The sequence below is a fragment of the Isoptericola sp. MSGPD8_1_ISO-PGPR-S23-394 genome, from assembly GCF_058072785.1.
Map to the genome: position 1 here is coordinate 947490 of NZ_CM176517.1, position 12173 is coordinate 959662.

The window sequence follows — 12173 nt, forward strand, 5'->3', positions numbered from 1 at the left end:
CTCTCCGCGCCACCCTGCGACTGAGCCACCGACCTGGTGCGCGCAGCCGATCAGGGGAGCACCACGATGAGTCCTGCGACCACCCGTCACCGCGAGCGACACGGGCCGTCCCGGCCGCGGGCCCGGACCATGGCCGCCGCCTCGGCGGCAGGACTGGCGCTGCTCGTACCGGCCGTGCCCGCGGCGGCCGCGACGGAGGAGCCCCCGGTCGCGGCGGCGGCCGTCGCACCGGCCGGCGAGTTCCTGCGGGACGACGTCGTCGACCTCGCGCTGGACGACGACGGCGACGCCCTCGTCACCGAGCGCGTCGAACGGCTCGTCGCTCCCGGCGTGGAGCTCACCGAGTTCGCCCGGGTGTCGGCCGACGGCTGGCTCAGTGGCGAGGTGCTCGTCGTCGACCTGGCCGACGGCTCCGCGGACTTCGGCTACCTCGGTGCCGAGGACGTGGCGGGCAACGCCACCGTGTCGGAGATGGCGGACTCTGCCGGCGCCGTCGCCGCGGTCAACGGGGACTTCTTCGACATCAACAACTCCGGCGCGGCGCTCGGCACCGCCGTGGACGACGGCGAGCTGCTGAAGTCGGCCACGCCCGGGCGGCACCGGTCGGTGGTCTTCGGCTCCGACGGCATGGGCCGGCTGGCCGAGCTGTTCCTCCGCGGGTCGGTGGAGGTGCCGGCAGGGGAGGACGGCGCCACCACGGAGCTCCCCGTGGACGGTCTCAACGTCACGGGCGTCCCGGCCGGCGGGCTCGTCGTCTACGACGCCTCCTGGGGCGACGCGAGCCGTGCCCGCCCGCTCGGCGGCGACGAGACCGGCGTCGAGGTGCGGGTCGCCCTGACGGACGACGTCCGCGGCGAGGTGGTCGCCGTCGGGACGCCGGGCGAGGGACGCCTGGCCGACGACGTGCGCGCCCTGGTGGCGCGCCCCGGGGACGCGGCGGACACGCTGGCCGCCCTGGAGGTCGGAGACGAGGTGACCCTCGCCTACGGCCTGCGCGAGGACGCCGGTGACGTCGCGGTCGCGATCGGCGGTGACCCGGACGACTGGTTGCTCGACGACGGCAAGGTCACGTCCGCCACGAGCAGCTTCGCCACCGCGCGGCACCCGCGCACGGCGGTCGGGTTCTCGGCGGACGGGTCCACGGCCTACCTCGTGGTGGTCGACGGGCGGCAGGCGGCCAGCACGGGCATGAGCCTGGCCGAGCTCGGGGAGCTCATGGCACAGCTCGGCGCCGACGACGCCCTCAACCTCGACGGCGGAGGGTCGTCGCAGATGAACGCCCGCGTGCCGGGCGACACGACCACCTCGGTGGTGAACAGCCCGTCGGACGGGACGGAACGTCGGGACGCGAACGGCCTGGGCTTGTTCGTCGACGGCGGGTCGGGCGTCGTGGACGCCTACGACGTGCGCACGGCCTCGGCCGCCGACGACTCCCTGCGGGTGTTCCCCGGCCTGCACCGGACGCTGGTCGCCGCGGGGTACGACGAGACGATGGCCGCCGTCGAGGTCGCACCCGAGGAGTGGACGACGACGGACGACGACGTCGCGCGGGTCGCCCGCGCCGACGACGGCTCCGGCGTCGTTACCGGTGCCGGGGCGGGCACGGCGACCGTCAGGGCGGCGACGGTGACCGGTGACGGCGTGGCGACCGGGGCCGCCGAGCTCACCGTGCTCGGCGACCCGGTGCGTCTCAACGTGCCGGAGCCGGTGGTCACGCTCTCCGACGCCGAGGACACCGCGGCGGTGACCGTCGTCGGCCACGACGCCGACGGCTACCGGGCCCCGGTCGAGGCGCGTGACGTCGAGGTCGCCGGCGGGGACGGCGTCGCGACGCTCGAGCCCGCCGCGGACGGGTCGTTCGTCGTGCGGGCGCTGGAACCCTCGGGCGCCGCGAGCTTCACGCTCACGGTCGACGACCTGACCGTCGAGCTCGCCGTCGCCGTCTCCCTGGAGGAGGCCGTCGTCGCCGACCTCGCCGACGCGAGCGACTGGACCTCCGCGCACGCCCGTGCCCCGGGAGGCCGGGTCGAGCCGGCCGAGGGGCACGACGGCGCCGCCGGGCTGCGGATGGTCTACGACTTCACGCAGTCCACCGCGACCCGTGGGCAGTACGCGGTGGTCCCCGCCGGCGGCCGCGAGATCCCCGGCCAGCCGCGCAAGGTGACGATGTGGGTGCACGGCGACGCGAACGGTGCCTGGCTGCGCCTGCAGGTGCAGCAGGGCGACGGTGTGGTGACCAACCTCGACGGTCCGACCGTGTCGTGGGAAGGCTGGCGCCAGGTCGAGCTTGCCGTGCCGGACGGGGTGCAGTACCCGTTGGTGGTGCAGCGGGTACGCGCCCTGGAGACCAGCGCGGCCGCGCAGTACGCCGGCGAGCTGGTGATCTCCGACGTCCGGGCGCTCGTGCCTCCGGACGTCGAGGTCCCCGAGCAGGTCGAGGTCGCCGACCCGGTGGTGGTGCCCGAAGGTGCCACCGACGACGCACCGCTGCGCGTCGCCGTCATGTCGGACGCCCAGTTCGTGGCCCGCTCGCCCGGATCGGGAGCGGTCCAGGGCGCCCGGCAGACGCTGGCGGAGATCGCGGCCGAGGACCCGGACCTGCTGGTCGTCAACGGGGACCTGGTCGACGAGGCCTCGCCGGCCGACTTCGACCTGGCGCGCGACATCCTCGCCGACGAGCTCGCCGGCGTGGACTTCCCCTGGTACTACGTGCCCGGCAACCACGAGATCATGGGCGGCTCCATCGAGAACTTCGAGGCGGAGTTCGGCGAGCGGACGCACGTCGTGGACGTGCCGGCCGACGGCGGGACCACCCGACTGATCCTGCTCGACTCGTCCACCGGGCGTCTCGGCAGCGACTTCGCCCAGCTGCGGCTGCTGCGCGAGTCCCTGGACGAGGCGGCGGCCGACGACGCGGTGACCGGTGTGGTGACCCTGTTCCACCACCCGCTGGACGACCCGCTGCCCACGAAGGCCTCCCAGCTGTCCGACCGGCTCGAGGCGGAGACGCTGCGCGGCTGGTTCGAGGAGTTCCGCGAGACCTCCGGCAAGGAGATCGCGTCGGTCGGTGCGCACACCGGCGTCTTCCACGCCTCGACGCGGGACGGCGTCCCCTCCGTCGTCAACGGCAACTCCGGCAAGGGCCCGGCGAGCACGCCCGACGACGGCGGGTTCACCGGCTGGTCGATGCTCGGCGTCGACCCGGCGGCCACGGGCACCGGCCCGGACGGTTGGCTCGGGTGGGAGGTCAACGCGCGGGCCGAGCACGTCGCCGTCTCCGGTCCGGCCGAGCTCGCGGTCGACACCCGGGGGCGGGTCAGCGCCCTGGTCACCCAGGACGGCGACCGCGAGGTCCCGGTCGAGTGGCCGGTCTCGGCCCGGTGGGGCGGCGACGGCGTCTTCCTCGGCGCCGCGAGCGACGCGCCGTCGGGCACCGTGCTGGCGCTCGACCCGCGCACCCGCGAGGTCACCGCCGTCGCCCCCGGCCGGGCGACGATCGAGGTCGAGGTCAACGGGGCGGTGGGTGCCCACGAGGTGCTCGTCCCGGCCGGGGCGCCCGGCGAGGCGCGGCTCAGCGACGACAACGGGTGGGACACCGGTCTGCGCGACGGTGACTACCAGGTCATGGTCGACCTCTGGTGGGGCGAGAACGCCACCTCGCTGCGCCTCTTCGAGGACGACGAGCTGCTGCACACCGAGGACCTCTCCCACGGGGGCACCGGGGCGCAGCGCGTCACCGTCCCGGTCACGGGACGCCACGACGGCGAGTACGCGTACACGTGCGAGCTGGTCAACGCGGCCGGGACGACCCCGTGCCGCGGCGAGCACACCGTGCGGGTCACGGACGCCACCCCGGGCACGCCCGTGCTGTCGCACGACAACCACGACCGTGACGGCTCCTACACCGTCACGGTGGACAAGTGGTGGGGCACGCAGGCCACCGGGTACGTGCTGTACGAGAACGGCACGGAGGTCGACCGGCAGGAGCTGGTGGCGGGCATCGGCGGCGAGGCGCAGTCGGCCTCGACGCTGCTCTCCGGACGGGAGCCCGGCACGTACCGCTACACCGCGGTGCTCACCAACGACGCCGGGGAGACCCGCAGCCGGGAGCTGCGGGTCCGGGTGCGCGACTGACCGGGCGTCCGACGGAGGGCGCTCGTGCGGGGCACCGGGAGGTGCCACCGCACGAGCGCGACCTCAGGGGTCGATGTCGTCGTGCAGCACGACGCGGGACAGCTCCACCTCACCGCCGGGCAGCACCCAGTAGTGCAGCCGGCGGGCCTGCGGCGAGCTGACCTGCAGCGACAGGCGCATGGCCTGGGCGCCGTCCGACTCGCGCACCAGGTAGGGGCTGCCGCCGCCGTCGCCGCGCCGGAGCCGGTGCAGCTCGAACCCGGAGACCTCCGGTGCGCGCCCGACGAGCACCAGGACGACGGCGCGGTGCACCTTGTCCTCCAGACCGCGCCCGACGTCGGCGAGGGACTCGCAGAACCGGGGGCCCACGGTGAAGCCGGGCAGGGGGTACCGGTCCTTCTCGGCCGGACCGATGATCTGCACCCAGGTGCGCAGCACGTCGAACCGGAGCTGCGCCTCGGGATCCGTGAAGCATCGTGCGGGTGCGCCCGTCCCCGTGTCCTGCGTGCGGGCACGGTCCTTGCGGGCGCTGCGGATCTTGGACTTGTACCGCTCGACGGTGGTGTGCAACCGGTCGAGCCGGTCGCGCTGCTCGCGGGCCACGTCACGCAGCCCGGCGACCTCCAGCTCCAGGGCCCGGACGGTGGCACGGAGCTCGGTGACCTCGTGCTCGGCCCGGTCGGCCCGTGAGCGGTGCTCGTGGACGGACAGCTCGAGCTGGTTGACGAGGGCCTTCTTGGGCGGGTTCGGCGGTACCGGTTCCGCGACCACGGGCGCCGACGGTTCGCCGCCGTCGGGCGGGGCGGAGGTCAGCCCCGGACGAGGTCCGGTGCCGGGCGGCGGGACCGCCGGGCGCGGCCCCGGACCGGGGAGCGGCCGCGGCGGCGTCGTGGCGCGGTGCTCGTCCGTCGGCTCGTCGGGTGTCCCGGCGGAGTCCGTCGAGCCGAGGGAGTCGTGCACGGGCGTCGGCGGCGGCAACCACGGCGGGCCGCCGCCGAGGAGGCTGAGCGCCGGGTGCACCGGCTCGGTGTCCGCCACGTCGTCGAGCCGCAGGTCGGGGCGGATCGTGCCGCCGCCCGGTCCCGGGACGGGGTGGCCCGGCAGCAACCGGGCCGCGACCGTCTCGCCGACGGAGAACAGGTCTCGCAGGTCGTCGTCGCCGCGGGTCGCCCGCTCCCGCGCGACCCGGACGGTCACGGCGGGGGCGAGGGCCAGCAGCACGGAGTCGTCGGCGACCTCGTGCACCTGCGCGGGGACGACGGTGCCGGGCGGGTAGGAGTCCTGGACCCGTGCCAGCTGGGCGGCCGGGTCGGGGAGCATGCCGCGCACGTCGAGGCGTCGGGCGCCGGCGTCGAGGACGCCGCGCACCCGCATGCGTGGCGCCAGCAGGCGGTCGATCGGCACGATCGGCAGGGTGAGCTCCTGGGCGACCTGCGCCGTCGCGCCGGCGGAGGTCTGGACGAGCGCGCGGGTGCCGACGATGCCGAGGACGCGGGCGCCCGTGGTGCTCCCGCCGGGCGCCGCGGTGGTGCCGGCGAGCCCGGCGGAGGCGGCCGCGGTGAGGGCGTCCTGCACGAGCAGCTCGTGCACCCGGGTGCCCTCGGCGTCGTCGTCGGCGAACCACAGGGTCGAGCGCGACAGGTCGTGCACCCACTCCACGCCCACCGGGTAGACGCGGGACGCGCCGCCGTACACGGGGGTGCCCGGTGGCATGCCGTGGGAGAAGGCCCACGACGGTTCGCCGGTGTGGACGACGACGACCTCGGCGAGCCCGCGGACCTCGTCGAGCACGCGGGCCGGGTCGACGTAGGGGCGTCCGCGGCCCCTCGGGGTGGAGACGACGACGACGGGCCACGTGCGGTCAGGGTGCTGGAGCCGGGCGGCGAGGTCCTCGGCCTGGGCCGCGCTGCGCACGTGGTCGACCACGGTGGGCACGGCGCGCGGGCGGTCTGCCGGACGTGTGCCGCGAGGGGCGGAGGTGCGCAGTGTCACGTCGCCTCCTTCGGCTCGCGGTCGGACCGGGACCTCGAGCCTACCGTCGTCGTGACCTGATCGTGACATTTCACGGGGTGCTCGGCGAGCCACGCGACGAGGTGACACGGTGTCGGTTCGATGTCACGTCCTGCGCGAGCCGTCCGGGGCGCCCGCGGACCCCGACCGGTGCGAGGATGAGGGTCATGCCGATGACCCCCTGGTCGGCCGACACCGGCCCGTACGACGCCCTGCTCCTGTACTCCTTCGGTGGCCCGAACAAGGCGGAGGACGTCGTCCCGTTCCTCCGCAACGTGACCGCCGGCAAGGGGATACCCGACGCCCGCCTCGAGGAGGTCGGCGAGCACTACTACGGGTTCGGCGGCAAGAGCCCCATCAACGAGCAGAACCTCGCGCTGCAGGCGGCGCTCGAGGCCGAGCTGGCGCGCCGCGGCCTCGAGCTGCCCGTCGTGTGGGGCAACCGCAACTGGGAGCCGTACACCACCGACGCGATCGACGAGCTCGAGCGCCTCGGCGCGCAGCGGGCCGTCGCCCTGGTGACCTCCGCCTACTCGTCGTACTCGGGATGCCGGCAGTACCGCGAGGACCTCGCCGTCACCCTGGACGGGCGCGGTCAGCTCGGGCCCGACGGCTCGACGGGCGTGCGGTTCGACAAGATCCGGTCGTACTTCAACCACCCCGGGTTCGTGCAGGCCAACGTCGAGGCCGTCGTCGAGGCCTACGTGCAGCTCGCCGAGAAGGGCGGGGCCCCCGCCGCGGCAAAGCTCGTCTTCGTCACGCACTCCATCCCCGACACGATGGAGGCGGCCTCGCGGGTCTCGTCCGCGACCTACTCGGAGCAGCACCTGGACGTCGCCGGGGTCATCGCCGGGCAGGTCGCCGACCGGCTCGGGCACGCCGTCGAGTGGGAGCTGGCCTACTGCTCCCGCTCCGGCCCGCCGTCGCAGCCGTGGCTCGAGCCCGACGTCAACGACCTGCTCACCGCACGGGCGGGCGAGGGCCTGCGCGACGTCGTGATGTCCCCGATCGGGTTCGTCTCGGACCACATGGAGGTCGCCTACGACCTCGACACCGAGGCGATGCAGACCGCGACCGAGCTCGGGATGACCGCGGTGCGGGCGGGCACCGTCGGCACCCGGCCGGAGTTCGTGTCCGGTCTGGTCGACCTGGTGCTCGAACGCGCCGCGATCGCCCGGGGCGAGGCCGTCGCGGAGGAGACCGTCGGCGGCCTGCCCGCCTTCCGGTCGGTCTGCGAGGTGGACTGCTGCCTGCGGCGCGACGGCGAGCCGAGCGGCGTGCCCGCGCTGTGCTCACGAGATCTCTACCGCTGACCATCCCGACCGCCCGGCCCCGCAGGAGGAGCGCACGATGACCGACCAGCACACCCACGCCGACACCGGTGAGGCCGTCGACGCTGAGGCGATCAACACCTCGATCCGCTACGCGATGATCGCGGTGTTCTCCGTCGCCGAGCCGCTGCCCGCCGACCCGGTGGAGCGGGCGGAGGTCGTGGCCGGGGCGGAGTCGGCGCTGTGGGACGGGGCGGACGCCGGGTCGCGCGACCCCGCCCGGACCGACGGTGACGTCGTCGTGCGCGGACTCTACGACGTCGCCGGCCTGCGTGCCGACGCCGACCTCATGGTCTGGGTCCACGGGCCCACCGTGGAGTCCGTGCAGGGCGCGTACCAGCGCCTGCGCGCCTCGCGGCTGGGAGCCGCGCTCGCCCCCGAGTGGTCGGTCGTGGCCCTGCACCGCGCCGCGGAGTTCAACCGCGGTCACGTGCCGGCCTTCCTCGCGGGTGAGCGCCCCCGCGACTACCTGTGCGTCTACCCGTTCGTGCGCTCCTACGACTGGTACCTGCTGCCCGACGCCGAGCGCCGCACCATGCTGCGCGACCACGGGATGGCCGCCGCCGGCTACGAGGACGTGCGGGCGAACACTCTGAGCACCTTCGCGCTGAGCGACTACGAGTGGCTGCTCGCCTTCGAGGCCGACGAGCTCCACCGCATCGTGGACCTCATGCGCGACCTGCGGGCCACCGAGGCGCGCCGGCACGTGCGCGAGGAGGTGCCCTTCTTCACGGGACCCCGCGTCGCGCTCGCCGACTGGGCGGAGCGGCAGCCGCTCGCCTGACCGGCCGCGTCGCCGCACGGGGTGCTCGGTGCGTCCCCAGATGCTCAGCAGGTTGATGTTCGTCATGCTGGAGCCATGAGTACCGAGAGCACCACCACGTCCTCAGCCACCGCCGGCGACCGGGTGCGTCAGGTCGTCGTGCTGCTCGGGTCGCTCCTCGCGATCGCCGGTGCCGCCCTCGGTTCCGGCGCGGCCGGTGGCCAGCCGGTCTCCGAGGCGGCCGGAGGAGCCCTCTCCGCCGAGGCCACCGTGGTCGCACCCGGCTCGCCGGCCTTCTCCATCTGGTCGGTGATCTACGCCGGCCTCCTGCTGTTCGCGATCGTCCAGCTGCTCCCCGGACGCGCCGCCGACCCGCGGATGCGGGCGGTGGGCTGGTGGGTGCTCGGGTCCATGCTGCTCAACGCCGTCTGGATCGGCGTCGTCCAGGCCGGTTGGCTGTGGGGCAGCGTGCTGGTCATCGTCGCGCTGCTCGCCGTGCTGTGCGTGGTCTTCGTGCGGATCGTGCGGATCCCGGCGGCACGGCCGCTCGACACCGTCGCGACCGACGTCACCATGGGGCTCTACCTGGGGTGGGTCAGCATCGCGACGATCGCCGACGTGGCTGCGACGCTCGCTGCGGACGAGGTCGGCGGGCTCGGCCTCGGCGAGAGCGTCTGGGGCGCCGTCCTGGCCGGCGCCGGGGCGCTGATGGTCGTCGCGGTCGCCGTCTTCGGCCGGTCGCGACCCACCACGATCATCCCGGTCGGGCTCGCCGCGGGCTGGGGCCTCGCCTGGATCGCCGTCGCCCGCACGCAGGGCCCGCTGACCGACGTCGTCGTCGCGGTCGCCGCCACGATCACGGCCGTCGTGGCCGTGGCGGCGCCGGTCGTCGTCACGCTCGCTCGTCGCCCGCGCTGAGCGTCCGGGGCCGGCTCGCTCCGGCGGCCGTGGCGACGACGACGGTGCCGCCCGGTCCATCGTCGTCCTCGTCGTGCACGACACGGCCCATGAGGCCGGCCGACCCGACGAGCGCCAGGGCACCGGTCACCTGGTCGGTGCCCACCTCGAACAGCAGGCTGCCACCCGGCCGGAGCCAGCCGGGCGCCTCGGCGACCACCCGGCGCAGCACGTCGAGGCCGTCGGCTCCGCCGTCGAGCGCCACCCGCGGTTCGTGCTCCCGCGCCTCGGGCGGCATCGTCGCGATCGCCGCCGTCGGGACGTACGGCGCGTGGCACAGGAGCACGTCGACCGCACCGCGCAGCGCGCCGGGCACCGGGTCGAACAGGTCGCCGCGGTGCACGGTCCCCCCGAGCGGCGTGAGGTTGGTGCGGGCGTGCGCCACGGCCGCCGGGTCGACGTCGCTCGCGTGCAGCACCGCGCCCGGCAGGGCGCCCGCCACCGCGCCCCCGACGGCGCCGCACCCGCAGCACAGGTCCAGCACCACCGCCGCTCGCGCACGGCCGGCCCCCGCGGCCCCCGGTGCGGCGAGGGCGGCGCGGACCAGCAGCTCGGACCGCCGGCGCGGGACGAAGACGCCCGGGCCCACCGACCACCGGCGCCCCGCGAGCTCCACCCACCCGAGCAGGTGCTCCAGCGGTTCGCCCGCGGCCCGGCGCGCGGCGAGCGCGTCGACGTCGCCGCCCTGCTCGACGAGCAGCCGGGCCTCCTCCTCGGCGAACACGCACCCGGCCGCGCGCAGCCGGGCGACGAGCGCCTCCTCGGTGCCGGTCAGGGGTACAGACCCCGGGTCTCGTGCGCCTCGGCCGTGCGCTGGACGCCGATGACCAGGGCGGCGTCCCGCAGCGAGATGCCGTCGCGCCGGGCGAGGGCCGAGACGTCGGCGTACGCGGAGGACATGCGGCGGGCCAGCTTCTCCGCGATCTCCTGCTCGGACCACCAGTACGTCTGGTTGGCCTGCACCCACTCGAAGTAGGAGACGACGACGCCGCCCGCGTTCGCCAGGACGTCCGGCACGACCGTCACGCCGTTCGCCGCCAGGATCCGGTCGCCCCTGGCCGTGGTCGGCCCGTTCGCGCCCTCGACGACCCAGCGCGCGCGGACCGAGCCCGCCGTGGACTCGTCGAGCACGCCCTCGAGCGCGGCGGGCACGAGCACGTCGACGTCGAGGGCCAGCAGCTCGGCGTTCGTGATCGGGTCGGCGTCGTCGAAGCCCACGACCGAGCCGGTCGCCTCGACGTGCTGCTGCAGGCGCACCACGTCGAGCCCGTCGTCCGCGCGGACGCCGCCGTACTGGTCGCTCACGGCGACGACGCGGGCACCGCGGTCGGCGAAGATCGTCGCGGCGTGACCGCCCACCTTGCCGAACCCCTGGATGGCGACGGTGACCTCGGCCAGCTGCACCTCCGCCTCCTTGAGCGCGGCGGCCGTCACGTGCACGATGCCCGCGCTCGTGGCGGTCCCGCGGCCGAGGGAGCCGCCCACCGCGAGCGGCTTGCCCGTCACGACGGCCGGGATCGTGAAGCCACGGTTGACCGAGTAGGTGTCCATCACCCACGCCATCGTCTGCGCGTCCGTCCCCATGTCGGGCGCCATGATGTCGGTGTCCGGGCCGATCATCGGCATGATCTCCGACGTGTAGCGGCGCGTCACCCGCTCCAGCTCCGCTGCCGAGTACGCGCGGGGGTCGATGCCGATCCCGCCCTTGGCACCGCCGTACGGCAGGTCGACGATGCTGCACTTCCAGGTCATCCACATCGCCAGCGCGCGGACCTCGTCGACGTCCACCGCCGGGTGGTAGCGCAGCCCGCCCTTGCCCGGGCCCCGCGAGACGTTATGCTGCACCCGGAAGCCGTGGAACAGCACCGTCTCGCCGCTGTCGCGCCGCAGGGGCACGGCGACGTGCGTCTCGCGGCGCGGCGTGGCGAGCATCTCGTGCACGCCCTCGTCGTACCCCAGGTGCGCGACGGCGGTCGCCAGCTGGCTGTGCGCCGTCGCCAGGGGTGAGGCGTCAGCCACCACGGGTGCATCGATCGACATCGTCGTCAACGGGTCCTCCTCGGAAGGAACGTGCCGGGCGGTCGGGTCGGGCCCGGCGGGTCGGTCGGTCCTGTGCGGGACCGCAGGCAAACCGTAGCCCCGCGGCAGGCCCGGTGCGTCCCACCCGGTCAGCCACGGCGTGCCCGACGGCGGAACGAGGCCGGTGTCTCGCCCGTCAGCCGCGCGAAGGCCCGGGTGAACGCCGCCTGGTCGTAGAAACCGGTCACGGCGGCGACCTCCGCGATCGGCGTCGTGCCGCCGGTGAGGAGGTCGGCGGCGCGGTCCACGCGGGTGCGCAGGACGAGCTGCCGCGGGGAGAGGCCGAACACCTGCTTGACCCGCCGCTCCAGCACGGCCGGGGTGCACCCGGCCATCCGTGCCAGGTCCCGGACCGTCAGCGCCACCTCGGGGGAGAGGTCCAGGTGCCGGTCGACCGCGGCGCGCAGGCGGGCCATCGCGTCCATCGTGACGTCGTCGGCGTCGCGCGAGCGCAGGTCGTGCGAGACCGAGACGATCCCCACGAGGCGGCCACCGTCGTCGTGCACGGGCAGCTTGGAGGTGAGGTACCACCCGGCGGACCCGCCCAGGCGGCGGATGAGCTCCAGCTCGCCGCGCAGCGGCCGGCCACCGCGCAGCACCTCGGCGTCCTGGGCCTCGTAGCGCTCGGCGAGCTCCGGCACGAACAGGTCCCGGGCGCGCCGACCGACGACCTGGCGCCGCGACCGCTCGTTCGTCCGGTGCACGAACGTCCGGTTGACCAGCACGTACCGCCCGGAGACGTCCTTGGCGCAGAACATCACCTCGTTCAGCTCGTCCATCAGCGCGACCGTCGTGCGTGCCATCGCCGCGAGGAGGGCCTCGGCGGCCGGCCACGGCGGGCCGCCGAGGGGGCCGTCGGCGGACGGAGGCACGGGGTGGGGCACGGTGCTGGTCTACCC

8 protein-coding genes are annotated in these 12173 nt (G+C 75.0%); 4 read left to right on the top strand and 4 right to left on the bottom strand.

Features of this window, described 5'->3' with window-relative positions; genetic code table 11:
• Positions 1 to 66: 66 nt before the first annotated feature.
• Positions 67 to 4134, top strand: a complete 4068-nt coding sequence (locus tag AC3RJ8_RS04265; RefSeq protein ID WP_489714700.1) for a phosphodiester glycosidase family protein — start codon at positions 67 to 69, stop codon at positions 4132 to 4134.
• A gap of 63 nt (positions 4135 to 4197) precedes the next feature.
• On the opposite strand, the gene AC3RJ8_RS04270 is transcribed toward AC3RJ8_RS04265, so the two are convergent.
• Positions 4198 to 6126, bottom strand: coding sequence for a S1 domain-containing protein (locus AC3RJ8_RS04270; RefSeq protein WP_489714701.1), 1929 nt, complete (start codon positions 6124 to 6126; stop codon positions 4198 to 4200).
• A gap of 185 nt (positions 6127 to 6311) precedes the next feature.
• On the opposite strand from AC3RJ8_RS04270, the gene AC3RJ8_RS04275 reads away from it, so the two are divergent.
• The 3 genes from AC3RJ8_RS04275 to AC3RJ8_RS04285 all read left to right on the top strand — a co-directional run bounded on the left by AC3RJ8_RS04275 (position 6312) and on the right by AC3RJ8_RS04285 (position 9156).
• Positions 6312 to 7457 (top strand): ferrochelatase, encoded by a 1146-nt coding sequence (locus tag AC3RJ8_RS04275; protein ID WP_489714702.1) that lies wholly within the window; start codon positions 6312 to 6314, stop codon positions 7455 to 7457.
• Positions 7458 to 7494: 37 nt separating this feature from the next.
• Positions 7495 to 8259: a hydrogen peroxide-dependent heme synthase gene (gene hemQ, locus AC3RJ8_RS04280; RefSeq protein ID WP_489714703.1), complete on the top strand. Its 765-nt coding sequence runs from the start codon at positions 7495 to 7497 to the stop codon at positions 8257 to 8259.
• A 75-nt stretch (positions 8260 to 8334) separates the two neighbouring features.
• Positions 8335 to 9156, top strand: coding sequence for a tryptophan-rich sensory protein (locus AC3RJ8_RS04285; RefSeq protein WP_489714704.1), 822 nt, complete (start codon positions 8335 to 8337; stop codon positions 9154 to 9156).
• Here AC3RJ8_RS04285 and AC3RJ8_RS04290 read toward each other — a convergent pair.
• From AC3RJ8_RS04290 to AC3RJ8_RS04300, 3 genes are all read right to left on the bottom strand, one after another.
• A complete protein-coding gene (locus AC3RJ8_RS04290) occupies positions 9131 to 9970 on the bottom strand; it encodes a putative protein N(5)-glutamine methyltransferase (RefSeq protein ID WP_489715572.1) in 840 nt (279 codons plus the stop codon). The two genes, AC3RJ8_RS04285 and AC3RJ8_RS04290, sit on opposite strands and share 26 nt — an antisense overlap.
• Positions 9967 to 11235 (bottom strand): Glu/Leu/Phe/Val family dehydrogenase, encoded by a 1269-nt coding sequence (locus tag AC3RJ8_RS04295; protein ID WP_489715573.1) that lies wholly within the window; start codon positions 11233 to 11235, stop codon positions 9967 to 9969. The genes AC3RJ8_RS04290 and AC3RJ8_RS04295 overlap by 4 nt, the downstream gene beginning before the upstream one ends.
• Before the next feature lie 128 nt (positions 11236 to 11363).
• The gene (locus tag AC3RJ8_RS04300) at positions 11364 to 12158 is read right to left on the bottom strand and encodes a helix-turn-helix domain-containing protein (protein WP_489714705.1); all 795 of its coding nucleotides are present in this window, start codon (positions 12156 to 12158) and stop codon (positions 11364 to 11366) included.
• Between the last annotated feature and the right edge of the window lie 15 nt (positions 12159 to 12173).